Source organism: Endozoicomonas gorgoniicola (assembly GCF_025562715.2).
Lineage (GTDB): Bacteria > Pseudomonadota > Gammaproteobacteria > Pseudomonadales > Endozoicomonadaceae > Endozoicomonas_A > Endozoicomonas_A gorgoniicola.
The window spans coordinates 5564196-5589278 of record NZ_JAPFCC010000001.1; the positions used below are offsets into that span (position 1 = coordinate 5564196).

At 48.5% G+C, this 25083-nt stretch carries 25 protein-coding genes and 1 other RNA gene; 11 read left to right on the plus strand and 15 right to left on the minus strand.

Features of this window, described 5'->3' with window-relative positions; translation table 11 throughout:
- Positions 1-6: 6 nt before the first annotated feature.
- The 5 genes from argA to NX722_RS25065 all read right to left on the minus strand — a co-directional run bounded on the left by argA (position 7) and on the right by NX722_RS25065 (position 6300).
- Positions 7-1329: an amino-acid N-acetyltransferase gene (argA, locus tag NX722_RS25045; protein ID WP_262565574.1), complete on the minus strand. Its 1323-nt coding sequence runs from the start codon at positions 1327-1329 to the stop codon at positions 7-9.
- Positions 1330-1376: 47 nt separating this feature from the next.
- On the minus strand, positions 1377-2540 hold the full coding sequence (gene argE, locus NX722_RS25050; RefSeq protein ID WP_262565575.1) for an acetylornithine deacetylase: 1164 nt from the start codon (positions 2538-2540) through the stop codon (positions 1377-1379).
- Between the two features lie 158 nt (positions 2541-2698).
- The gene (locus NX722_RS25055; protein WP_262565576.1) at positions 2699-4000 is read right to left on the minus strand and encodes an OprD family porin; all 1302 of its coding nucleotides are present in this window, start codon (positions 3998-4000) and stop codon (positions 2699-2701) included.
- Positions 4001-4324: 324 nt separating this feature from the next.
- Entirely contained in the window at positions 4325-5596 is a 1272-nt protein-coding gene (locus NX722_RS25060; protein WP_262565577.1) for an inorganic phosphate transporter, read from the minus strand.
- Between the two features lie 26 nt (positions 5597-5622).
- Positions 5623-6300, minus strand: a complete 678-nt coding sequence (locus NX722_RS25065) for a TIGR00153 family protein (protein ID WP_262565578.1) — start codon at positions 6298-6300, stop codon at positions 5623-5625.
- A gap of 153 nt (positions 6301-6453) precedes the next feature.
- On the opposite strand from NX722_RS25065, the gene NX722_RS25070 reads away from it, so the two are divergent.
- Positions 6454-7065 carry a CYTH domain-containing protein gene (locus NX722_RS25070; RefSeq protein WP_262565579.1) on the plus strand — a complete coding sequence of 204 codons (612 nt, stop codon included), beginning with the start codon at positions 6454-6456 and terminating at the stop codon, positions 7063-7065.
- Here NX722_RS25070 and NX722_RS25075 read toward each other — a convergent pair.
- The 3 genes from NX722_RS25075 to NX722_RS25085 form a co-directional block, all read right to left on the minus strand.
- Positions 7062-7655, minus strand: coding sequence for a hypothetical protein (locus NX722_RS25075; protein ID WP_262565580.1), 594 nt, complete (start codon positions 7653-7655; stop codon positions 7062-7064). The genes NX722_RS25070 and NX722_RS25075 overlap by 4 nt on opposite strands.
- Positions 7656-7899: 244 nt before the next feature.
- Complete coding sequence (locus NX722_RS25080) at positions 7900-8514, minus strand: hypothetical protein (protein ID WP_262565581.1); 615 nt, start codon at positions 8512-8514, stop codon at positions 7900-7902.
- A 439-nt stretch (positions 8515-8953) separates the two neighbouring features.
- Positions 8954-9571: a hypothetical protein gene (locus NX722_RS25085; protein WP_262565582.1), complete on the minus strand. Its 618-nt coding sequence runs from the start codon at positions 9569-9571 to the stop codon at positions 8954-8956.
- Between the two features lie 244 nt (positions 9572-9815).
- Between NX722_RS25085 and NX722_RS25090 the strand changes: the two genes are divergently transcribed.
- Entirely contained in the window at positions 9816-11525 is a 1710-nt protein-coding gene (locus tag NX722_RS25090; RefSeq protein WP_262568719.1) for a GspE/PulE family protein, read from the plus strand.
- 9 nt (positions 11526-11534) lie between these two features.
- Positions 11535-12071, plus strand: coding sequence for a hypothetical protein (locus tag NX722_RS25095; protein ID WP_262565583.1), 537 nt, complete (start codon positions 11535-11537; stop codon positions 12069-12071).
- A 124-nt stretch (positions 12072-12195) separates the two neighbouring features.
- On the opposite strand, the gene NX722_RS25100 is transcribed toward NX722_RS25095, so the two are convergent.
- The 4 genes from NX722_RS25100 to NX722_RS25115 form a co-directional block, all read right to left on the minus strand.
- The gene (locus NX722_RS25100; protein ID WP_262565584.1) at positions 12196-12687 is read right to left on the minus strand and encodes a DUF29 domain-containing protein; all 492 of its coding nucleotides are present in this window, start codon (positions 12685-12687) and stop codon (positions 12196-12198) included.
- A gap of 749 nt (positions 12688-13436) precedes the next feature.
- Positions 13437-13615: non-coding RNA, 6S RNA (gene ssrS / locus NX722_RS25105), on the minus strand.
- 114 nt (positions 13616-13729) lie between these two features.
- Positions 13730-14035: a cell division protein ZapA gene (locus tag NX722_RS25110; protein ID WP_262565585.1), complete on the minus strand. Its 306-nt coding sequence runs from the start codon at positions 14033-14035 to the stop codon at positions 13730-13732.
- Positions 14036-14038: 3 nt separating this feature from the next.
- Entirely contained in the window at positions 14039-14242 is a 204-nt protein-coding gene (locus NX722_RS25115; RefSeq protein ID WP_262565586.1) for a TIGR02449 family protein, read from the minus strand.
- A 785-nt stretch (positions 14243-15027) separates the two neighbouring features.
- On the opposite strand from NX722_RS25115, the gene NX722_RS25120 reads away from it, so the two are divergent.
- The 8 genes from NX722_RS25120 (at position 15028) to NX722_RS25155 (ending at position 22529) form a co-directional block, all read left to right on the plus strand.
- Entirely contained in the window at positions 15028-15636 is a 609-nt protein-coding gene (locus tag NX722_RS25120; RefSeq protein WP_262565587.1) for a L,D-transpeptidase family protein, read from the plus strand.
- Between the two features lie 98 nt (positions 15637-15734).
- Positions 15735-16322: a UPF0149 family protein gene (locus tag NX722_RS25125; RefSeq protein WP_262565588.1), complete on the plus strand. Its 588-nt coding sequence runs from the start codon at positions 15735-15737 to the stop codon at positions 16320-16322.
- 77 nt (positions 16323-16399) lie between these two features.
- Positions 16400-17713 (plus strand): 2-octaprenyl-6-methoxyphenyl hydroxylase, encoded by a 1314-nt coding sequence (ubiH, locus tag NX722_RS25130; protein ID WP_262565589.1) that lies wholly within the window; start codon positions 16400-16402, stop codon positions 17711-17713.
- A gap of 26 nt (positions 17714-17739) precedes the next feature.
- Positions 17740-18942, plus strand: a complete 1203-nt coding sequence (locus NX722_RS25135) for a UbiH/UbiF/VisC/COQ6 family ubiquinone biosynthesis hydroxylase (RefSeq protein ID WP_262565590.1) — start codon at positions 17740-17742, stop codon at positions 18940-18942.
- A gap of 65 nt (positions 18943-19007) precedes the next feature.
- Complete coding sequence (locus NX722_RS25140; protein WP_262565591.1) at positions 19008-20195, plus strand: histidine phosphatase family protein; 1188 nt, start codon at positions 19008-19010, stop codon at positions 20193-20195.
- A 150-nt stretch (positions 20196-20345) separates the two neighbouring features.
- Positions 20346-21164, plus strand: a complete 819-nt coding sequence (locus NX722_RS25145; protein WP_262565592.1) for a hypothetical protein — start codon at positions 20346-20348, stop codon at positions 21162-21164.
- 72 nt (positions 21165-21236) lie between these two features.
- A complete protein-coding gene (locus tag NX722_RS25150; protein ID WP_262565593.1) occupies positions 21237-22142 on the plus strand; it encodes a hypothetical protein in 906 nt (301 codons plus the stop codon).
- Between the two features lie 165 nt (positions 22143-22307).
- On the plus strand, positions 22308-22529 hold the full coding sequence (locus NX722_RS25155) for a DUF2835 family protein (protein WP_262565594.1): 222 nt from the start codon (positions 22308-22310) through the stop codon (positions 22527-22529).
- A 112-nt stretch (positions 22530-22641) separates the two neighbouring features.
- On the opposite strand, the gene NX722_RS25160 is transcribed toward NX722_RS25155, so the two are convergent.
- The 3 genes from NX722_RS25160 to NX722_RS25170 form a co-directional block, all read right to left on the minus strand.
- Positions 22642-22893, minus strand: coding sequence for a YfhL family 4Fe-4S dicluster ferredoxin (locus NX722_RS25160; RefSeq protein ID WP_262565595.1), 252 nt, complete (start codon positions 22891-22893; stop codon positions 22642-22644).
- A gap of 33 nt (positions 22894-22926) precedes the next feature.
- On the minus strand, positions 22927-23412 hold the full coding sequence (gene coaD / locus NX722_RS25165; RefSeq protein WP_262565596.1) for a pantetheine-phosphate adenylyltransferase: 486 nt from the start codon (positions 23410-23412) through the stop codon (positions 22927-22929).
- 169 nt (positions 23413-23581) lie between these two features.
- Entirely contained in the window at positions 23582-25051 is a 1470-nt protein-coding gene (locus tag NX722_RS25170; RefSeq protein WP_262565597.1) for a coniferyl aldehyde dehydrogenase, read from the minus strand.
- Positions 25052-25083: the final 32 nt, after the last annotated feature.

The following is a 25083-nucleotide window of genomic DNA, read 5'->3' on the forward strand; positions in this document are numbered from 1 at the left end:
GTCGAATCAAATACTAAGAGCCAGTATTTTTGACTGCCGTTTAACGTTGTACTGCTGCCTTTTCTCAGGTAGCAGTGCCTTGGCATCGACCTCTTTAAAACCACGCTCCATAAACCAGTGAACGGTTTGCGTGGTTAAAACAAAAACCTGTTCAAGTTTTTGCTGCTTTGCCTGTTCTACTATGGCTTCCAGCAGGCTGTCACCGCGCTTGTCTTTACGATATTCAGGATGCACCACCAGACAGGCCAGCTCTGCTGTTTTCTTACCGGGGAAAGGGTGAATAGCTGCGCAACCAATAATGGTGCCATCAAGATCAATGACCCGGAACAGGCTGATTTCCCGTTCCAGCTCTTTTCTGGACCGGCGTCTGAGAACGCCCGCTTCTTCCAGAGGCCTGATCAGTTCAAGAATGCCGGTAACATCTTCAATGGTGGCCGTACGGATTTCCTCATAACGATCACGGGACACCATCGTGCCTCTGCCATCCCGGGTAAACAGCTCCAGCAACAGGGAACCGTCTTCCTGAAAGTTCACTATCTGGGCTCGCTCTACGCCATCAAGGCAAGCATTGATGGCAGAAGACAAAAGACGTGTAAGGTGAATCTGGTCATCTTGCTTTTTCAGCTTATCCAGATACTGGTTTGCAGTGGCTGGAGATAGCTGACTGATTAACTGGCCGTCTTCGTTGGTAACCCCCCCCTGCTTTCCAAACAGAACAAGCTTTTCAGCTTTTAAGTGAATGGCGGTATGGGTTGCCAGTTCTTCGACTTCAATATTGAACACTTCGCCTGTTGGTGAGAGACCAAGGCAGGGCAGTAACACAATGTAATCATTGTCCAGCAGCTGGTGGATGGCTTTATCATCAATGCGACGCACTCCGCCCGTATGCTGGAAATCATTTCCGTCAAGCACCCCCAATGGTTTAGCGGTCACAAAGTTACCACTGACAACACGGATGCTGGCACCCTGCATGGGGGAATTGACCAGACTGGAAGACAGGCGCGACTCAATCAGCGCCCGCAGGTTGCCAACGGCATCCATAACGCACTCAAGGCTTTGTTTGTCGGTAATGCGGCGATTCTGGTAATAGTTTGACTTAAGCCCTTTTTCTTTCAGTCGGTTTTCGATCTGGGGACGAGCGCCATACACCAGCACCATACGTACCCCAAGACTGCTTAGCAGGGCAATGTCATTGATTATGTTCGTCAGATTGTCATGCGCCAGAGCCTCTCCCCCCAGAGTGATGACAAATGTTTTGCCATGGTGGGCATGAATATAGGGAGAAGACTGACGAAAAAATTTTACATACTCGGTGCTGAAATCATTCACAAGTTGGCCAGGTAGTTATTTTCTTCGTTGATTACTGCATTTTCCGCTCATGGCTGTTTGAGACAATACTGCCTGATCAGGGCTTTTAGCAAACTTATTGTAGGTTCGATTCGGTCAAGGGCAAGGAATTCGTCTGGCTGATGAGCCTGATCAATATCACCGGGACCCAGAACCACAGTGTCCATTCCCATCTGACTGAAAAAAGGCGCTTCTGTTGTGAACACGGCGGACTGGGCTTTATGCCCGGTCAGGGCTTCACAGGTTTTGACCAGTTCGGAGTCGGCAAGGCCTGAAAACGGATCAACACAGGCCTGAATGGGTTCCAGGTTCAGCTCTACACCATCGGCACGGGCAATGGGTTGTAGTCTGTTATTGAGTTTTAAACGAACTTCATTGCTGTCCATACCGGGTAATAGCCGGACATCAAAATCAAGCTCGCACTGCCCGCAGATACGGTTGGGGTTGTCACCACCATGGATACAGCCAAGGTTCATGGTGGGAGATGGAATGGTAAATCCGGGGTTGTTATATTGCTCAGCCAGTTCTGCCCGAAAAGTCATCACTTCGGAAATCACTTTGTGTGCGGTTTCCAACGCGTTCTTCCCCAGCGCCGGGTTGCTGGAATGTCCTGACTGACCAACCACCCGTATGCGTTCCATCATAATGCCTTTGTGCATATAGATTGGTGCTAAGCCGGTGGGCTCACCGATCACGGCATAACGAGCCTTTGGACGTCCTGCGGTCACCAGAGCCCTGGCACCTGACATGGAAGACTCTTCGTCTGCTGTAGCAAGGACAATCAAAGGGGCTTTCAGATCGCCTTCGGCAAACTCTCTGGCGGCTTCCATAATCAGTGGAAAAAAGCCCTTCATGTCACAACTGCCAAGCCCGTAGAAACGATTATTTTTCTCTACCAGCTTGAAGGGATCAGTTTGCCAGAGCTGCTCGTTGTAGGGAACCGTGTCTGTGTGTCCGGCCAGAACCAGCCCCCCGGGACCCTGTCCCAGAGTAGCAATAAGGTTGGCTTTCCCGGAGAGTCCCGGAACCGGCATGATTTCACAATGAAACCCCATGCTTTCAAACCAGCTGGCCAGTTCATGGATAACAGGCAGGTTGCCCATATCCAGTGACGACTGGGTAGAGCTGACAGAAGGCAGCTCAATCAGACGGGAAAGGGCTGATCGTAAATCGGGCTGAATGCTTACAGACATATTCTGGTACCGGTTCCGGGTCGCCTTGATTCTGGAGTCAACGGTTTTGGCAGCTTTCTCATGATATCAGTCTGTCGGAATAATGAAGAATTATTTATGCGGAAAGGCGGTACAGAAGCTCTCCCGGCCTTATCAGCCGGGAGATGGTGACGAGGTGATCAGAAGACTTTAACGGTGTAATCAAGATACACCCTCAAGTGCTCAGACTCGATGTCTTTTTTGGTATCGTACTTTTCAGTATGCCAGGCTTTGATGGCTCTGAAAGAAACCCCTTTGAAGGTGCCTTCCTGCACTGCATAACTGATGATCAGGTCGGTCTCGTTTTCGCCGGTCATCTTGTCGCTACCCTGATCCTTGATGTCAGAGCCATCGGTGTAGGTCAGGCTGACGTTCAGCCCTGGTACATTGAGATCGGCAAAGTCGTAGCTACCCTGCACCTGTAATACCTTTTCACCGTCGAACATAAAGTCGGACCAATAGCGACTGACGGCTGAAGGACTGGCACCGTATTCATTATCACAGTAGGTGTATTTCAGATAACCAAGACCGCCTTTCTTTTCTGCGTCCGTCGTTGCGTAGGACAACTTCAGCCCCAGTCCGCCCAGTTTCAGCTCGGTGTTCAGGTTCAGGTGGCTGGCCTTGTCATCAAAAGCATTCAGACTCTCTTTCTTGTCATTCAGGTTATTGTTCCAGATGCTGCCGCTACCCTTGGCGTAATGATAGTTACCGCTGACAATCAAACTGGTATTTTCTGCCAGGTCGAAGGTGTAGCCGAGGTTCAGCATGGATTGTTTATGAAAGCCCTTAGATTGCAGGTGCACTACTTCAGCATCGACATTGTTTGCCTGGTAAAGGGTGCCGACCTGCCAGGCGTGCTTGATGGTGTCGCCACTTTTCGTCTTGAACTCGTCCCAGCTGTTCTCGGTTCGCATGCTGATACGATCCACATAAGTTCCGTAGACGGTAAAGTCCTGAACATAGACCTCACCGTGTGCGCCCCGGTAAGAGCTTGGAGTCGAACGGGAGCCGGAACCCAGAATCAGGCCTTTCTGGCCAGACATATAACCGGCCTGGCCATAAAAGCCCTGCTGTTCATCACCAAACTTTGCCTTGAGGTAAGCCTGACCAAACTTGTGGTAGCTCTTGTAGTCTTTGGTGAGCAGCTGGCCGCCATCCATAGTGCTGCTAAACGGGTCTTTACCGGTATGATTCAGTTTCAAGGCTCCATAATAAGAGGCGTCAAAACCAATAGCGTCACTGATATAGCCTGATTTAAAGTTAGCCTGCACCCCTTGTGCCCACTGACTCCAGTCGTTTCCCGGAGTATCCGTTTTGACATCAAAATGAACATTACGCAGTTTAATGTCCAAGCTACTGTCGTTTAAAAAGTCGGCTTGAACACTAACGGAGACAGTAGCCAGTACGGCTGCCGCCAGGGCAGATAATCTCATTCCTTTCATACTACATCCTTTTCGGAATAAATTATTTTTATGAATTTTTATGCAAGTTTTTCTAAGGCAGTTATGGCTTATCTTGCGGACTAAGGCTGCTGTCAGATTATTGCGTGTTTAGCGTTGTGGGTATTTTTACTAACAGACGACTACAGTCTTTCATAAAGAGGCTTACAAATTAATAGCGAAGCTTTTACAAAAAAAGAAACTGTGGATTTTATTGATACAGGTCGGTCTTTTGCGGATTAAAACTCCCCTACGAGGGGGGCTTAAGGTAGTATTTGTCGGTTTTTCAATGGGATAGCCCGCCGGGAGTGGCGGGTTATCGAATGATCAGCCAAAGATAAAGTACAGGCAGTGATAGTAGACAATAGCAAGGAAGGCGCCAGCAGGCAGAGTGATCAGCCAGGACATGAAGATGGTGCCAATGACTCTCAGGTTAAGGGCTCCAATACCCCGCGCAAGGCCAACGCCCAGAACAGCGCCTATCAGTGTATGAGTCGTAGAGACCGGTAAGCCTGTGCCGGAAGCCAGAACCACCGTAGACGCTGCGGCCAGTTCTGCGGCAAAGCCACGGCTGGGTGTTAGTTCGGTAATATGAGTGCCAATGGTCGCCATGACCCGGTAACCGTAGGTGGCGAGTCCGACGACAATGCCGGCAGCACCCAGCAGCAATACCCAGCTTGGCATACCGGTCTGCCCCGAGACTTCGCCACCGCTGCTAATGATGCTGGCAACGGCTGCCAGAGGTCCAACGGCATTGGCAACATCGTTCGAACCGTGGGCAAACGCCATGGAGCAGGCAGTGAAAATCATCATGACACCAAACACTTTCTCTACGCTGGAGAAGTGGAATGCTTTGTCAGCCTGAGCATCTTCCTTGATTCTGGTCAGCGATATTTTGCCTGCGATCATAACCAGCAGACCAATGCCCAGGGCTAGCGTAATACTCTGTTTGTTATCCAGTGGTAAGCCAATATGCTTCAGCCCTTTGACCAGAGTCACCATGGAGATCATGAAACCGACCAGAAACATATAGACAGGGACATAGCGCTTGGCGTTTTTGAAAGGGTTGTCGGTATCAAGAATCAGCTTTTGCACGCTCATGAAAATCATGAAAGACAGTGTTCCGGACATAACGGGTGATACGACCCAGCTGGCGACAATAGAAGACACTTTGCTCCAGTTTACCGCTTCAGTAGAAATGCCAACTGTTGCAAACCCTACAATGGCACCAATAATTGAGTGGGTTGTTGAAACGGGCCAGCCGTAATGGGTGGCGACCAGTAGCCAGGTGCCGGCGGCCAGCAGGGCAGCCATCATGCCATAAACGAGCAGATGGGGATTCTCGATCAGTAACGGCATGTGGGGATCAATAATGCCTTTTCGAATCGTGTCGGTCACTGACCCTCCGGCCAGGTAAGCCCCTGCAAACTCCAGTATGATGGCAATGCAGATGGCCTGCTTGATGGTCAGGGCTTGTGATCCGACCGATGTTCCCATGGCATTGGCAACGTCGTTGGCTCCAACCCCCCAGGCCATGAAAAAACCAAACAGGCAGGCCAGTGCCAGCAGTATCGTGCCATATTCTGCGATAATGCTCATGGATATGCTTCCGGTTGGTGGTTCAGTTAACGGGCAAGAAGTAACTGGAGATAGCCGCCCACGCGAGAGGCGCGGTCTGCGAGGTCTCCAACCCAGTCAATGATTTTGTAAAGGAATATGACGTCCACGGGAGGCAGGTCTTTTTCCAGCCTGAACAGTATTTTTCGGACTTCAACTTGATGCTCATCGGTTTCACTTTCAATTTGATCCAGTTCATCGATTAACTGTTCTACAAGGTTGACTTCCCTTCCCTTGAAGCCGGTCTCAACCAGCTCATCCAGCTCGTCCATGGCACGGAGCGCCTGGGCAGAGGTAGCAATAGAGCGTTTCAGATAGTCGAGAAAGGCTGTCCGGATTTCGGGTGGGATGACCATGTGACGACCCAGCACGATACCAGCAATATCTTTGGCACGATTGGCGACTTTATCCTGTACTGTGACAATTTCAAGCAGGTCGGTGCGGGGAACGGGCAGGAACAGGCTGTTGGGCAGGGACAGTCTGACGCTCCTTTTCATATCGTCTGCCTCGCGTTCCAGTAGCACAATTTTTTGTTGGATTGATTCAGCCTGCTTCCAGTCGCCATCGAAAGCCGCAATAAAAAACGGTTCCAGTTCCATGGCGCATTCATGCACCTTGGTTATGTGCTGCTGTATCGGACCAATGGGAGACCGGCCAAATACACTGGACAGTAAATTGCTTGGCATAACTGCAAATCCGGTTAACTGAACGGGGAATTATAGGAGTCATATGCAAATTATGCACACTCCAGTTGGGACGGGCTTTTTGCTACCCCGTTGCTGTTAAGATCACGTAAACTCGGTGCTTCTGTAATCTTGAAGCGTCGAGACTTTTTTTCTATGAGTTTTGAAACTGAGCTAAAACTGTCGCTGTCTGAAAACTCTATTTCACAGCTTAAGACCCACTCGTTCTGGAAAAAGTTCGCTGTTGAAGGTCCAAAAACCTTTCATCTGGGTAATATTTACTACGACACTGCGGATATGGCTCTGAATCAGGCCAGGGTGGCACTGCGCATTCGTGAAAAAAATGGCGAGTATTTTCAGACCCTTAAGACGAAAGGAGAGAGCGCTAACGGCCTGACCCGCCGTGGAGAGTGGGAATGGCGTATTCCGGACAACCAGCTGGACTTTTCAGGGCTTACTGAGGTCTGGCCTGAGTCCCTGCAGGGTGTTGCTCCGGATCAGCTGCAACCTCTGTTTGCGACTGACTTTGACCGAACTACGTGGCTGGTTGAATACAGCGGGGCAAGAGTTGAAGCGGCTCTGGATAAAGGGCTGGTTAAGAGTGGTGAGGCTCACTCCCCGATCTGTGAGCTGGAACTGGAATTAATAGAAGGTGATGAATCTGTTCTTCAGCAGATAGCCGATGAGCTGGGTCAAACTATTCAGTTAACGCCTTCTGACCAGAGTAAAGCTGAACGGGGTTTTGAACTGCTTTACCGATCCGGTTAGTCAAAGATGGATTTCACTCTGAGAACTCCCCAGTTGTCGCCAAGGCATTTTGAATAAAACCCAAAAATGACTTCGTGCAGGTGCGATATCAAACTCTTCAGGTCAGTGTACTGAAACAGGCCGAGGTCGGGTTCAAACATTTCCAGCACATTACCTTCAGAGCGCATGCCCATTATATGGCCCGCTCCTGATATCTCGTTATTAAAGGCGATAATACAGTGGCTGGGCTTGAATGATGCCCAGCTCGCAATGATACCGGGATTCAGATGGTATTTTCCACGGTAAAAATCCCAGCAAACCAGATTCTGAAAGTTTATCAAAGGGGTGATTGAATCAATTATATCGTAGTCTTGTGGTCGGGGCATTTTTCTGCTGAATGCTGAATGTATGATCCCCATCAGGTGTTGCGAGCCCAGCTCATCTGCTGTTTTGATGCCTCTGCCCTCGGATGCCAGACTTTTGTTTATCCAGACCGCAGTGATACCTGCACAATACCCGATGATATCTGCTTTATTACGATACTCCATGCAGGTATTAGAACCCAACGATGTTTGACGCCAGTGGACAAATGCTGAGTTGTTGTTGGTCATATCAAAAATCTTTTCTATCACTTTTTCGGCCTCATCTTAAGCGCTTTGGTGCGCTTGTGGAAATTTGCCTCTTTAAGCCCTGCCCTAAATTATTGTTACTATTTGAATAATGAATTCAGCTTTTAATGATCAATAAGCAGGCAGTCGTGATCGAATAAGAGAGAATAACGACAACTACAATAAAAAGCAGTAACTCTGACCAGAGTAAGGCTGAACGGGGTTTTGAACTGCTTTACCGATCCGGTTAGTCAAAGATGGATTTCACTCTGAGCATCCCCCAGTTTCTGCCCATACATTGTGCATGAGACCCTTCAATGACTCTTTGCAGGTGCTTACTCGCGCTCATCAGGTCAGAGTACTGAAACAGACCGAGGTCGGGTTCAAACATTTCCAGCACGTTACTGTCAGAGCGCATGCCCATTATATGGCCCGCTCCTGATATCTCGTTATTAAAGGCGATCATACAGTGGCTGGGCTTGAATGATACCCAGGACGCGATGATACCGGGAATCAGCTGGCATTTTCCGCAGTAAAAATCCCAGTAAACCAGATTCTGAGAATCCAGCAAAGGGATGACCGAATCAATTACATCGTAATCTTGTGGTCGGGGCATTTTTCTTAAGAATGCTGAATGTACGATCCCCATCAGGTGTTGCGAGCCCAGCTCGGCTGCTGTTTTGATGCCTCTGCCCTCGGATGCGAGACTTTTTTTTATCCAGACTGCGGTGATGCCTCCACATAAACCGATGATATTCATTTTATTGCGATACGCCATGCGGGTGTTAAGATCAATCGTTTGTTCAAGCCAATAGACAAGGGGTGATTGCCTGTTGGCCATATCAAAAATCTTCGTAATCACTTTTGTTTCCTCATCTTGAGAGCTTTGGTGCGCTTGTGGAAATTTGCCTCTTTAAGCCCTGCCCTAAATTATCGAATCCACGTAAAACCCCGTATTTTTAGTGCGGGGATGTAAGTGGGGCTTGCGTAGAGCAAGCCTATGCACTATTTTCTTCTTGTCTCTTGCAGACCTACCTCTGGGCTAGAGGAATGTTAAGCCTGCGGAGTTCGTGTGAGACTTGGGGAACATGGGTTGGCTCGTCACCGTAAAAGTTCCCACTGTGGAACTTTTATGCGATAACCAAGCTGTTCCCTGAGCAACGAACTGTGAAACAGGAACCTGTTAGGTGACTAACAGGAATCCCCGTCCTTCAGGGCGGGGAGGATGTCAATGTTACTATCTCCTAACTGAAAGAGGACTCTCTGCGAACCAGCAGGGAGAGGATGTCAAACAGATCCGGTTAGTCAAGTGCTGACTTCACTCTGAAAATCCCCCAGTTTCCACCCAGGCAATCTGGATAACGTTTTGAAATGACTAGTTGCAGATGCTTTACAAAGCTATCCATATCACTGTACTGAAACAGACCCTGACAGGGGTCAAACATTTCCAGCGTATTACTTTCACAGCGCATGCCTATTATATGGCCAAATTCAGATGTCCGGTTTTCAAAGGCAAGCAGGCAGTGGCAGGGTCTGAGAGATGCCCAGATTGCGATACCCTGAGGGTTCAGGTATGTCTTCCCGCGCAAGGCCTCCCAACCTATCAGGCTTTGAGAGGTCAGCAGGGGGGGGATTGAGTCTACTGAATCGAGTCCGAAGCCTTCTGGAGGGGGGGTTCTTGCGAACACGCCATGTACGATTGCCATCAAATGTTTCGAGCCCAGCTCAACAGCTGTTTTGATACCTCTGCCTTTGGATGCGAGGCTTTTTTTTAACCAGACTGCCGTTATGCCAGCACATAAACCGCGATCATCTTTTTCACAGTGGTACTTCATGCGGGTATTGCAACCAATCGTTATTTTGCGCCAGAGGACAAATGCTGACTGCTCGTTAGTTATCTCAAAAATCTGTTCTACCACTTTCTGTCACCTCATCTTGAGAGCTTTGGCGCGCTTTTGAAATCACCCCGGATGGAAGGCAGACCTACGCAGTTAAACAGGAAAGAATAGCGACAGCTACAATAAAAAGCAGTAACAACAGGGAATTGTCGTGACTGGCGTGAAAAATACAACCTTCAAGTCCTCTCAAGCCTCTAAAGCTGTCTTTAAGCATCGTCACCAGCGTCTGGAACTGCCTACCGTGGTTTCAGACCTTGTACGCTCCATGCATCTGTCGCAGGCTGATGCTGACACGGTGTTGTCAAAACACCGGTCTGCTGAGCAGCTGAAGCTTCACCCTCTGGAATATATTGCTTCACTGGAGCTGAGCAGTGCCAGTGAACCCGGAAAAAAGCTGGAACTGGAATGGCTAATACAATGGCTTGCCGCTCTTTCCGGACAGGAATATTTTGCCATTGATCCATTGAAAATAGATGCTTCGGCAGTCACTCCGGTTATGTCCCAGGCTTATGCCCTTCGACATGAAATCCTGGCGGTTGCTGTCAGTAGCGATGAGGTGGTTATTGCCTCTGCTCACCCCTGGTACACAGGCTGGGAAGATAACCTTCAGCATGTGAATCGCAAAACTATTCGCCGTGTTGTGGCTAACCCTGCCGACATACGACGTTTTACCACAGAGTTCTATCGCATTGCCCAATCGGTTCAGGGGGCGATTGAAAACGACGGAGTGCAGTCAGCGAACCTGAACAGCTTTGAGCAGATGCTGGAGCTGGGGAATATGAAATCCCCGGATGCTAACGATCAGCATATCGTCAATATTGTGGACTGGCTTTTGCAATATGCTTTTGAGCAACGAGCCAGCGATATTCATGTTGAACCCCGAAGAGACCAGTGCCATCTGCGATTCCGCATTGATGGCGTGCTGCATTCTATCTATCAGATGCCCGCAAAAGTGGCGGCAGCAGTGACCAGTCGCCTTAAAATACTGGGTCGGATGAATGTGGCAGAGAAACGTAAACCTCAGGATGGGCGGCTGAAGACCGTTAATCTTGACGGTAATGAAGTGGAGTTGCGTCTTTCTACCCTGCCTACGGCCTTTGGTGAAAAACTGGTGATGCGGATTTTTGACCCGGAAGTACTGGTCAAAGGTTTTGCTGATCTGGGATTCTCCAGAGAAGATGAACGCCGCTGGACAGAAATGACCAGTCAGCCCAGTGGTATAGTGCTGGTGACCGGGCCTACGGGTTCAGGTAAAACCACTACGCTGTATTCAACGCTGAAAAAACTGGCGACCGAGCAGGTGAATGTCTGCACCATTGAAGATCCGATTGAAATGGTAGAAGCCAGTTTCAACCAGATGCAGGTACAGCACAATATTGACCTGACATTTGTCAGTGGTTTAAGGGCTCTTTTACGACAGGACCCGGATATCATCATGGTGGGCGAGATTCGGGATCTTGAAACCGCTGATATGGCGATTCAGGCTGCATTGACCGGACATCTGGTGATTTCAACCCTGCATACCAATGACGCGCCTTCTGCGGTGACCCGCCTGATGGAGCTGGGCGTACCGGCTTACCTGATTAAGGCGACACTGCTTGGGATTATGGCTCAGAGGCTGGTGCGCACTTTATGTCCTTCCTGTAAACAGCCGGTTGCGATTGATAAATCAGGATGGCAATCGTTAACCAGACCCTGGTCGGCCCCTCAGCCTGCTGAAGTGTTTAGCCCCGCTGGCTGTCAGGAGTGCAGGGAAACTGGCTACCATGGACGGGCAGGGGTGTATGAAATCATGCCCATGTCCGAAACCCTCCGCAACCTGTTGAACGATGACGCTGATATCCATCGCATCAGGCGGCTGGCGGCAAAAGAAGGCATGTACAGCCTGAGATTGTCCGGCGCACAAAAAGTGGCTTCAGGTCTGACAACCGTTGAAGAAGTGATTCGGGTGACACCAGACCATAACAACCATTAAGGCGCTTAATTGACGACCGATAGTAGAAGTAATGACAAACTGCTACTGCCGGTTGCCATGAATAAACTAACGCTTCTGCTTTTTGCTTTTCTCACCGCTTTGCCTGCCTGGGGAGCCGCCGTTTTGAAACCGGAAGGCAAGCCCACTTCATTTGTTCGCCTGATGAAAGATGACTCCGGCGAGCGAGTGTCTGGTCAGGAATTACAGGCTTATCTGAACAGCCTTTTACGCGCCAATGCGATTTACGACAGAACGGCTTCTGTTGAACAGCCATCGTTGTATTTTTCGGTGAAGGCAAATCAGGCCGGGGATTTGGTTGTCACGCGCAAAGTGACGCAGGCAAACCGAATCGTTATGGAAAACAATACACTGAAAGTGTATGGCATTGGTTATTCCCTGCAATCGGACTGCTCCAGGCTGGAGCAACGCTGCTGGGTTCTGTTTCCTAACCGGAAGACACGTTGGATGGAAATCACTTATGCACCCAAAGCGGTAAAGGAACTGGCAACGGGGATTGGGTTGTTGATCAGGGAGATGCAGCGGTAGGGTATGTAGCTAAATTGGGGGAATCTGCAGATGAACCTTTAATCACTTCAACCACGAAGAGCTTAGATTTATGGTTGGCAATAGTGCGGGGTTATACAAAGCAGGAAAAGTAAGCGGCTGGCGGCTAGTGAGGCAGCCAGTTATCTTCCATGACCTGATCTGTCGTCCACGGGCACGTTTCCGGGAAACTGGTGTGATCGAGCATCTGGTACTTAAGTACATAGCGGTTCATTTCTTTAATGGCGAGTAGTTTTCCGTCCGGATAGGCTTCCTGAAAAGCGGATTCAAGCAGGGACTGAAGGTGAGGGCGTTTTTTGATCAGTTTTCTAATCGCCAGCCTTGTGCGGTCAATGGTGGCGAGCCAGTCCCGGCAATTATAGGGTTCGGGAAGGTTCGGGTTGAGAACCCTGACCTGATATTCGTATTTGAGCAAGTGTAACAAGAGGGTCGTTAACCGGGATTCCAGCGTATCCAGCTCGCTGCCCATATCGTCTACTTCCTCAATCAGATGTTCAATGTCGAGCCGGTCAAAATCACGGTTGAGCAGGTGTTTTTTTTGCTGTTCTTTCCAGTGATAAAAATCGGATTCATACAGTGTTTTGTGTTCATTATCCATAAGGTGATTCCTCTTTTAACAAGCAGATTATAGATTAAGTGCTGAAAGGTTTGTTATGTCAAATATCAGAGTATCAGAATATCAGAGTCAGCAATCCAGCACTGTAGAGTCGGGCAGTCTTACCCACATTTGACCAATATCTTTTTGCTATGGCTGGAAAACTATATCTCGCTTAGCATGAACAGGATTATTGGACGTTAAAGATGGCAAAAGAGGGGGACACAAGGTGTTCACCCATGACCATATTCCGGGGTTCCATTTGACTCGGCAATAGAAAACTTACAGATTCAGTCGAAGCATCTAATTTCCAGAACGGAGCAGATCGACTTTGAAGACGATGACGGACTGAAGGCCAGGATTGTCCGTTTTTACGCCGATGTTGGCAGCCGGATGCAGCTGCCCAGAATCCAGGTTCCCTTTTTCAAGACCGCCTCCTAACGGCTCCACCCTTCCCGCATCAAGCTGGCAAAGTCACGCTGTGAAAGCACCTGAGAGCAATCCCGCAGTCATTGTCGGGAGGCGTTGTATCTCAGGTCAAAGCCGTTGCAGCTGGGTAACGGGCGGTTAAACTGGGCAACTCTGTGGGCAGTTTTATTTGCGCTTGGAAGAATGAAATGTACCTTAGTACACAGTATGAGACGAGGGCAAAACGACGCTTTGATTTTGGGTGTGTGGCTTTTTAGCCTTGTTTTATAAGGTTTTTCGAGAGGAGAGAGACAAGATAAGACGACATGTACCGAATAATAGTAAGCCCCCCCAAACCGCCGCTGTCACGTAAGCCCGTTGCTGTTAAGCAACGGTGGAAGTTGCTGTAGTGAATCGGGCTTTCCACTGCATGGTGGACCTGCGCTCCAGCACCAACGAGGAACTTCCTGGTATGGTATTATCAGCCCGGGTCTTTAATGACTGGCAAACAGACCAGGGAGACTTGAGTTCGATTATATCGGTTCTCGCTCTCAAGTCTGTAGGTTTTTTTTGCTATTGATTTATTTTTTAATAGTGCCGTAGGATGTAAAAAAGTGGGCTTTTCTGATGGCGAACGTTAGCTGTCGAGATTGGTCAGGGCCTGGTCCAGCTTGCCCATCATATCCTGAATCTGCTGCTGGGCGTCGGTGTTGTTTTCGAACTGACTTTCTTTGAGTTGCAGTAGCTCATAGCTCATATTCAGAGCTGCCATGACCGCAATTCGTTCCAGACCAATCACTTTTCCACCCGACTTGATCTCTTTCATTTTGTCATGAAGTTGGTGTGCTGCTCTCTGCAGTGAAGCTTCTTCTTCACGGGGGCAGCTGATGCGATATTCTTTATCGAGAATTTTTACAGAAGTGGTCGAAGAGTTATCAATCATGCTTTATTGCTCCAATCCTCGTAATCGTTTGATCATGTCCTCGACTTCACCTCTCGCCTGATCTTTTGTTGACATCAAATAGGCACGCTCAAGCTGCCACTTGCGTTCCTCATTCCGCAGCAGCCTGTTTTCTTCCTTTAATTTATTACAGAGACTCACCAGGTATTCTATTTTCTGGCTGAGTGCTGTTAAATCCGGGTCGTTCATAAAATCAAGTAGACCGTTTTATCGAATCCACGAAAAACCCCGTCCTTTCAGTGGGGGGATGTAAGTGAGACTTGCGTAGAGCAAGGCCGTGATCTATCGTACTTCCCGTCTCTTGCAGACCTACCTCTGGGCTAGAGGAATGTTAAGCCTGCGGAGTTCGTGTGAGACTTAGGGAACATGGGTTGGCTCGCCACCGTAAAAGTTCCCACTGTGGAACCTTTATGCGATAACCAAGCTTGTTCCCTGAGCAACGAACTATGAAACAGGAACCTGTTAGGTGACTAACAGTAATCCCCGTCGTTCACGGCGGGGAGGATGTCAATCCCTCTACTATAGCGGCTAGAGAGCGGCTAGGGAATAGCAGAACACCCCGTCTGTTTTGCCTGTTTGCGCATATTGGGAACTTTTTTTGCTATAGGCGAATCTTTTGCTTTGCACGACAGGTTTATTATTTCTCCTGGCAGGGCGATAAGAGCTTCAGCTGTGCGTTACAGACAGTCGGAACTTTGGCACCCTGTCGAGCGGCATGACAAAACCGTCTCCCCCAAAATTTGGGCCATCCTATACTTCTGGAGGTGATTTTGAAACGAAGGCTTCGGTTGCTCGCCTACGGGTGTGCAGGAATGGCAGGTATGTTTGCCTGATGAGGTAAGGTTTTATTCCGGATGAAATTTAAATATTACTTAGGCTTCATATTGCTAATCTCTGTATCGCAAAAAACACCCTGTCACTTATTATCTGAGTCCACCCGCCAATTGTTAATACTGTCCAGACAGCAAGTTCTGGTGGTTGCTGATCAGGGCACAGATAATAATGGGCAGATGTTCTGTTATCAAAAGAACGGAGAGAAGTGGTATAAAGCCTGCTCAGACATTCCTGTTGTATTAGGGCGTAATGGCCTGAACAAACAGAAGGAGGGGGATCAAAAAAGTCCTTCTGGTATTTTTAAACTAACCCGTGCTTTTGGTTATAGCTCTAAGGCTCCCGCAGGAGCCACCATGCCATGGATAGCTTTGAAGAAATCTTCTTTGTGTATTGATGACCCTGACTCAAAGCATTACAACCAGATTATTGACCGTAGCGACGAAGGCATAATCCCTGACTGGGAAAGTGCTGAAAAAATGCGTCGTGACATCTACTACCAGGATAACTTATACGAGTTTGGCCTCATACCGGAAGTCAGTTCGGAAATAGGCTCCTGTGTGTTCTTTCACGTCTGGAGAGGTGAGAACAAGCCAACCGTCGGGTGTACAGCAATGAGTAAAGCAAATATTCTTGAGCTTCTTCAGTGGCTGTCCCCCGACATGAACCCTGTGGTTATTCAGGGAGATAAAAAACAGATTCAAAACATACAGGAAAACGGGTTTCTGCAATACCATAATGCCTTCAACTAAGCGCTTCTCTTTTATCAGAATTGCCCTGCTGGTGCTGTTCAGCGAGGGTGGCAATATCTGTTAAACTGCCTGCATTGATGTATTCAGGTTTTAGAGACATGTCTCACAATGAAATGGGTATCAAGCCCATCCTTTTTGATGAACTGGCAGACAGACTGGTAGAGCTGGGCGGTGGCAGTCACCCATCGGAATTGCATGGTTTGCTGTGTGGCCTGCTGGCAGGCGGAGAACGCCCGGGTGTGGAAGCCTGGCAACGTCAGGTCGCAGGTATGTTGAGCGATGAGCCGCTGGATGAAGTGAGCCTGCAACAATTTGCCGCTATGTATGAGGGTACCCGCTTGCAGCTGGAGCAGGGAGATTTTGGCATTCAGGTACTTTTACCTGATGATGAAGAGTCGATGGAGCAGCGCACTGAAGCGCTGGGTCTTTGGTGCCATGGTTTTCTCTCGGGTTTTGGTGAAAGTGCTGCCAGCAAGAAACTGAGTGAAGACCTGAACGGCATCCTGCACGATTTCTCTGAGATCGCCCAGATTCAGGAATCGGATGAAAGCGATGAAACCGAGCGCTTTTTCCTGGAAGTCAGTGAATATGTGCGCATGGCGCTGCTGAATGTGTTTGCGGAAATGAATTCAGACGAAGAAGCGGCAGCACCGGTGCCAGCCGAAGAAAATAGTCGTCTGCATTAAACAGCCATGAGCGGAAACAGCCATAAGCTGCATTTTCATCGTAAATAATAAATACAAACAGCTATGAATAGCCCTTCATGGCTAATGAAATCGGGGGAGATATGACGGAGAAGCAGTTCGATATCCTGATTATCGGAGGAGGGCTGGTAGGCACCAGTTTTCTGTGTGCGCTGGAACCCATTATAAAAAGTCATCAGCTTAAGGTCGGACTGATTGAAAGCCATGATCTTGATAAGCCAGGGGACACTCCACCCAGCTATGATGCCAGGGCATCGGCGCTTTCATACGGTACCCGTCTTATTTATGAGCAGCTGGGCATCTGGAAAGAACTGTCTGACGATGCAATGCCAATTCTTGATATCCATGTTTCGGACAGAGGGCATTTTGGTCAGGTACACCTTAACCACAATGAAGAACATGTTCCGGCGTTGGGTTATGTGATCGAAAACTTTCGTTTGGGTAAGGTATTGCTCAGGCGTCTTAAAGCTTTTCGTGACCAGCAGTTGATCAAGGTGTTAAGCCCTGCTGAAGTCACTGGCATCAAGCCTGTTCCGGAAGCCCGAATGGCGGTTGAAGTGGTTACGGGGAATGACCAAAGTGACTCTCAAGGTAACTCTCAAGGTAACTCGCAAGGTAGCTATCAAAATAGCTATCAAAATAGCTATCAGGCTGACCTGATCATTCTTGCGGATGGTGGTCGTTCGTCACTGCTGGATAAACTGAACATATCCCGTAAACAGTTTGACTATCAGCAGCATGCCCTGGTGGCGAATGTGTCCCTTGATCGCCCTCACGCGGGCATTGCGTACGAACGGTTTGCCGGTGAAGGCCCAATGGCGTTATTGCCCCTGACAGGCACTGAAGCCGGAGATTACCGATGTGGTCTGGTGTGGACGCTGCCAAACCGACAGATTGATGACTATATGGCACTGGATGAAGAGTCGTTTATGGAGCGACTGCAACAGCTGTTTGGCACGCGTGCCGGGCGGTTTGTCCGGCTGGGTCAGAGAAGCAGCTACCCGTTGTCCTTAAATGTTGCCAGAGAGCAGGTTCGTCCAGGTCTTGTGGTGCTGGGCAATGCTGCCCATGTCATGCACCCTGTTGCCGGGCAGGGATACAATCTGGCGATCAGGGATGCGATGGCACTGGTGAGTAATATATCGGACTCTCTGGCTGCGGGAAAATCGCCCGGTCAGCTGAGTCAGTTATTGCAGTATGTTGAAGGTCAGAAACGGGACCAGACTATGACGCTGGATTTCTGTGACAACCTGGTCAAACTCTTTGCCCGAAAAGAGACTGGAGTGATTCTGGCCCGTAATCTTGGGCTGACCGGATTGAATGTCAGTCGTCGCCTGAAGACCCGTTTTGCCCGAAAAGCCATGGGGCTTTGATCTGATCAGGGAAGGAGTATGTTCCTATGCAAAGCTATGATGTTGTCATCGTTGGTGGTGGAATGGTGGGCGCCGCACTGGCGTTGAGTCTGAGTGAAACCTCCCTGCGAACAGTCGTTATTGACCAGTATCGTCTGAAGCCTGATCTGGTTTCAGAAAGTGACCCTTATTCTCCACGGGTCAGCGCCCTGACAGAAGCTTCAGTGCAATTGTTTAAACGTCTGGGTGTCTGGGACACCCTGTTATCCCAAAGGGTTTGTCCATACCGGCACATGCGGGTCTGGGATGGTGAAGGTACCGGGGAGATAGCCTTTGATGCCGGGTCGACAGGTTATCCACAGCTGGGGTATATCGTTGAGAACCCGGTGATTCGGGCATCTTTGTTAAAAGGGCTGGAGAATACATCGGTTGACCTGCTGGAGGTTTCGGGCGAATTGACATTCAGGCAGCTTGAAGCGGGTTATGAGGTATTAGTTGAAAGCGGGCAGGCATTTCATTGCCGGTTGCTGGTAGGCGCTGACGGTGCCGAGTCTGCGGTAAGAAAATGGGCGGGTATTCCGCAGTCACAAAAAGATTGTCTGCATCATGCCATTGTCACTACAGTTGAGATTGAAAAAAACCATCAGGATACGGCCTGGCAGGTTTTTCTTGATACCGGCCCTCTGGCATTTCTGCCTGTGCCTGATCAAAACGACAGACATTACTGCTCTATTGTCTGGTCACTACTGCCTGAGCGTGCTGATGAGGTGATGTCTCTTGATGAAGAAGCGTTCTGCAAAGTGCTGGGCAACGCTTTTGAACACCGTCTGGGTAAAATTATCCGGGCAGATCAGCGCTACCGTTTTCCCCTCAAACATCGTCATGCCAGGCAATATTACCGGGAAGGCATTGTGCTGGTGGGAGACGCCTGCCATACCATTCATCCTCTGGCGGGGCAGGGTGTGAACCTGGGGCTGCAGGATGTCGAAACGTTAAGCCGGGAATTAATCCGTGCCTGTGAGCGTGGCGATGATATTGCAGGTGAGCATATTCTCGGGCGTTATCAGCGTCATCGCAAAGGTGCCAACATGACCATGTTAGCGGCGATGGATGGCTTTCAGCATTTGTTTCATGCTGACGATCTGGCTATTCGCTGGTTACGTAACACGGGTTTAAAACTGGCTAATAATTCTCATTTAATAAAAGAGTGCATTGTTAAACAGGCAATGGGAATTAGCGAAACTAGGTGAAGACTGGTTAAACCGAAAATTTTTTCTATTCTGTTCGCAAGGTTAATTCTAAAGCGAACAGAATAATGAGTAACTTCTGTAGCTGGAGGGGCTGGAGGGTACTGCTGGCTCTTTTAGCGACCGCTTACCTGCTACCCCATTTTGCAGCTGCTGAGTCTCCGGATCTGGTTATCAGTCTGGTTCGCCATGGTGATCGTTCTCCCCGGGTACCTTTGAATGAAGCCCTCTGGCCTATGGGTAACGGTGAGCTGACATTAAAGGGGGTAAAGCAGTGCTACGAGCTGGGGAAAAAGCTCAGACAACGCTACTTCTCTGATGATTTTCCTGAAACCTGGCACAGTGGTTACAGCCGACATATTGCTAAAAGCCTGAATCGCACCATCCAGTCTGCCAATGCCATCCTTCAGGGCTTTTATCCTGCAGGGGTGGCTGAAACCGGCCTGCCGAACCAGACGCAAACTCCCTCTTTGTTTGTCTATCCTCCGGAATCTGACTTTCTGTTCGGTGCCCATCACATTTGTCCGGGATTTGTGAAACGCATGGAAGCTCTGGAAAACAGTGCGACATGGCGACAGAAAAAAGCGAGCTATGGAGCGCGCTTTTCACACTGGGCAAAAGTGGCTAACCGGCCGAAACAGATTTTTTCCCTGATTCCTCTGATAGATGCCGTTTTCATCCGCAAGCTTTACAACATCCCGTTGCCTGATGATCTGACCCCTGCAGATCAGGAACAACTGATTGGTTTGCTGGACTGGTTTTTCACCGAACTGATTAAAGATAAGCAAATGCTCCAGCTCCTGAGTGCAAATTTTATTCAGGAACTGATCGACACTCTTGATGGCTATCAAGCCCGGAGTCAGGCTTGCAAGCCCGCCCGCCATAAAACCTGTAAAGGGAGTCATTGCGAACGCTTTGTCCTTTATGTGGCCAGTGATCTTAACCTGCTGACATTTCTGGCCATTATGGGGGTTGCACGCACTCAGAATGTCGTCGGCTACGGGTCTCACCTTGATCTTCTTGTGAGCAGCAGTGAGGCAAGAAAGCCCGTCGTTAAATGGTTTCTCGATGATGAGCCTCTAATATTAACTGCCTGTCAGGGGGACTGTTCGCTTGAGCAAGTGCTATCCCTGCTCAGAAAACAGCTACCAGAGAACTGGCAGGCGTTATGTGAATTTGGGTCAGGCGTACAGCTTAAAGGCAGCCGTTTTCAGTACTACGACCATAACAGTGAGACGACAAAAGAAAATGACTGATTTTGTGAACTATATTTACTCAGCTCCGTCAAACGATGGTGAACAAATACTAAATTGAGCCCGTATCATTGGTTCCCGGATGTTTTATATGGTTTTCATATAGATGTTAGGCAATGGTTCTCAGGGTTCAGTCCCCGGAAGGAGAATTGAATGCGTAAAGTTGTTTCGGTAGGTTTTCTGCCCGCAGTGGCTGTATTGGCCATTCTGCAGGGATGCAGCAAGCCCAAAGAATGCCCAAAAGTGACGCCTGTGGTTGACGATAGCCGCCCTGCAGCCGTTGAAGAATCTTACGACTGTTCCATAGTCGACAACAGTGACCCCATGAAACAGACCTGGTGTGAAGCCAGAAGCTTGTTTGATGAGAGCGCTGCGGCAGGTGATCCTGAGGCCTTTGGTCCTTTCCTGAAAGGTTTCCGTCAGGGCATCAACGATGGCAGGCGTGCTGAAGTCAGCAGTGTTGCCCGGGAACCACTTGAAGGACAGAATGAAAAGCCTTTCGAAGCAGGCTACCGTGCAGGCTACAACGGCATGGTTGATAAGCTGGGCATTCTGGAATATGACTGTCGGGACGGCGAGCAGGCCAGTGAATATAAAGATCGCTGGTGTGAAGCTGAAGACGCCTATCGAATTGCCGGTGTAGGCAGCAGTGATAATCCATTTATGAGAGGTCGCTTTGTTGATGGTTATATGGCGGGTGGGCGTGTAGCGCTGACCGTACCAACCTCTATGGAGTCTTTCTTCAGTGGTGAGAATCCGGAAGGTAAGCAACCGGCAATATTCAAGCCTGAGGATAGTGAAAATCTGCAGGGAACCACTCTGGCGTTCTATCGTGGCTTTGATGAAGGTTACAAGGCAATGATTGCCAGTATCCGTGAATCCATTAATCAGGTGATGCAGCAGATGCAGATTCCAAACGATATGCAACTGCCTGAAGGCCTGATGCCTCCTCAACCGGATCAGGGGCAGTAAGATCTGGCTTGACAGAAGAAAGCCCGGATACTGGCTTTCTTCTTCTAATGATTTAAAAAAGGAGTTTTAAACATGCGTAAAAGAATTTACCTGAAATTTGTCATATTATTATTTGCTGTTTTGAATGTTTGCTCATCAAAAGCAGAAGTTATGGCTGTTTTTCATGAAAGCTATCGTTATGACCCGGCTATTGAAGTTGTAATAGATAATTATATTAAAAGTGCTGAAGTTAAAGGTCATAAAATAATAAAAGTATTTGTACCTACGCAGACAATCACTGAACTGGCAGATAGCATTCATATTAATTTGCTTAGTCAGGATGTGGCTTTAAAAGATATTTCAGGTATTAATTTTTATGGTCCTGTATTGTCTGAAAAAGTAACTGTTAATTCGACAGAACTTTCTGGTTACAGTCTGTTCAGACTTCAAAATATTATTTATGAACCTCAGGCATCTGATGATGTGCTTTTAGTTAAAAGTGATCATATGTTTGATATAGTGAGATGGGTCTCTCATCAGTCTTTTAAGTCTAATAAAGAGTTAATTAATCATTTAAACAAATCATCGAAAAATATTGCACCTGATAACTCTGTGAATCTTGGAATTCAGCACCTGAAGGACTTAGAAGAAAATATTTATAAATGTATACCGTATTTCTATGGAGCATATATACAACAGCGAGATGATATCCGTATTCTCTATAAAGGATTATCATGGCTTCTCTTTTACGCAACTCTCTCATTACCACAGCTTGTAGAGCCCAATCTTTCCGGCTTCACCAAAACGGCGAAGGATATAGCAAGATTGTGTAGTTTGGGAGCGATGAGTTACTACATGCTAAGCTTTGTGCCTACCTACACAGACAGGTTGTTGAAAGGAAACGAGATAAATGCTGAAGAGTTTTGCCGTAAATTCATTATCCCTGTCATGAACAATGACGGGTTGTTAAAAACTTTCCAAAAGAACGATCAGTTTTAATAATCGTTTCCAGAATGTTAACCGGGACCGCATTGCCTGAGCCATAAGACAGCAGTGTGATTCAGGCTTCTTCAAAACGGTGTATGCAACACTAACTTTGCAAAAGCGGAAGATAAACTGCTAAATTCTAGTGTGTAAAAGAATCATTTATGGAATGGAGGCAGCATGCACACGGCAGTGTTTTCAATCAGCCTGAACTCTGAGCAGGTTTTGCTCTATTACAAAGGCAAAAAACACCGGGTTCAGGTGCGAACCAGAGAAGGCTTCACCATGAGCCTGCCTTACGACATTCTGCTACAGCATGTCACCCGTGAAGGCATTCACGGAACCTTTGAAATATCCTATAGCGATGATGGCAAGCTGGGTGATTTGCGCCGTCTGAGTTAATACAGCCCTGAGCTAATACAGCCCTGAGCTAATAAACAGCATAGGCAGACACAAAAGAGGCATTGTCAAAAACAATGCCTCTTTTGTATTGAACTGCATTAAGCCGCAGATATTACGCAGCGCTGGTGATGATGGTGTACTTTTCCATCAACTCCTCTTTGGATTCCTGGTGTTCAGGGTTCAGCTCAATGCAGTCGACAGGGCAGACATTCTGACACTGAGGCTCATCGTAATGACCCACGCACTCTGTACACAGAGTCGGGTCAATTTCATAGATTTCATCTCCCGGGGAGATGGCGCTGTTAGGACACTCAGGTTCGCAGACGTCGCAGTTGATGCAATCGTCAACAATGACTAAAGCCATGGGGTCTTCTCCGAAAAGCCTGTTCTGATCAATTCAGTCTTTCTGACCAAATTTTTCAGCCAGAGCCTTGCCAACGCAAGGGTCTACAAAATTCGTTATATCTCCACCCAGAGACGCGATTTCACGCACCAGGGTTGAGGATATATACGAATACTGCTCCGCAGGCGTCAGAAACAGGCTGTCTACAGATGGCGCCAGAACACGGTTCATGTTCGCCATCTGAAATTCATACTCAAAGTCAGAAACAGCACGCAAACCACGCAGAATCACGGTTGCCTGCTGCTCTTCCAGAAATTTTGCCAACAGAGAACTAAAGCCAGTGACCTTGACATTATCAAGGTGAGCAATGCTTTCCTCAGCTAATCGAACCCGCTCGTTCAGGTCGAATAAAGGTTTTTTTGTGGGGCTGGCAGCCACCGCAATAACAACTTCGTCGAAGATGCGAGCGGCGCGCTCGACCAGATCCATATGGCCTTTAGTGATCGGGTCAAAAGTGCCAGGATAGATAACTTTGCTCATCGAAAGTGCTTTTCCTGCTATATCCTCCTAAACGGAGGTTGTGTTGGCAAATCAGGGCGCAATCGTAACGAAATCAGCCTTCAGGCTCAAATTTATCAACCGCAATCGGAGTAAGTAGACAGCCATCAACTCAAGCGGTTGATGGGCTGCGCAGGAAGTTTAATGTCAATCATCGTGTTGCAAGAAACTTCAGAATAGCCTGCTTAAACTTGCTGTTATGGGGGGGGAAGATCAGTTTTACTGAATTTAAGCGCCCCTTGGACAGAACTGATTTCGCTTTGCTGAAGGTCAGGAATCCCTCCTGCCCGTGGTAGTGACCCATGCCTGAAGGCCCGATGCCGCCAAATGGCATATCGTCGATGGCAACGTGCATCAGTGTTTCGTTAATGCAGACACCACCAGAGTGGGTCTGTTGCTGTACCTGATTCTGGCGCTGTTTACTGGATCCGAAATAATACAGTGCCAGAGGGCGGGGGCGCGTCCGAACAAAGTCGATCCCTTCTTCAAGGTTATCAATCGCAATGACCGGCAGCAACGGACCAAAGATTTCCTGTTGCATTACCTTCATGTCGTCTGTGGCATTCAGAATCAGGTGCGGAGGAATACGACGAGAACCGTCAGTGATGGTTTCATCATCCAGAGTTACAACAGTAGCGCCTTTGTCTCTGGCATCCTGAATTAACGACAAAAGTCGTTGATGCTGGCGATTATTAATAATGGCTGAATAGTCACTATTACCGCTGACGGTTGGGTACATTGACCGGAACGTCTTAAAATAGGCGTCGATGAACGCCTGCTGCCGTGACTTGTTGATAAGAATGTAATCTGGTGCCACACAGGTTTGACCGGCATTCAGGGACTTACCATAGCAGATGCGTTCGGCTGCTTCCTGCAATGGAAAGTCATTGTCTATGATCACCGGCGATTTACCACCCAGCTCCAGAGTCACAGGTGTAAGGTTGTCGGCAGCGGCACGCATCACATGCTTGCCAACCGATGTTGAGCCGGTAAACAACAGATGGTCAAAAGGCAGTCTGGAAAAAGCAGCGGCAACATCTGCCTCACCGTTGATCACAGTAACAAGACCGTCCGGAAAGGTTCTGGCAATAATATCAGCCATCAGTTTTGAGGTTTCCGGAGTGAACTCAGACAATTTCAGCATGCAGCGATTTCCGGCTGCCAGTGCGGCAACTAATGGCCCCATAGCCAGAAACAGCGGGTAGTTCCAGGGAACAATAATGCCTACAACCCCCACCGGCTGATAAATGACCCTGGCTGAAGCTGGCTGCAGGTGCAGTGGTACGCGCCGACGGCTGGGCTTCATCCATTTTTTCAGGCGTTTGCTGGCGTAAGCAATATCACTCAGGGAGGACATAAATTCCGCCAGCAATGTTTCATTGCGGGAACGTCCACCAAAGTCGGTATCAATTGCCTGAATAAGGTCTTCCTGATGATTGAGTAAGGCCTGCTTGAGTTGCTGTAGCCATTTGCGCCGCTCAGAGGCGTCAGGGCAAGGGTTTTGAAGGAAGGCTTTCTGCTGTTTGCGCAACTGTCCTGCCAGTGTGTTTTTTATATCAATAGCTGGTATTTCAGTTGCGCTGGTGGTTTGCTTATTATTTTCCAGAACGATCTCACTCATAACCTGCTGCCCTCCGGTGGTAGAGGGTCAGT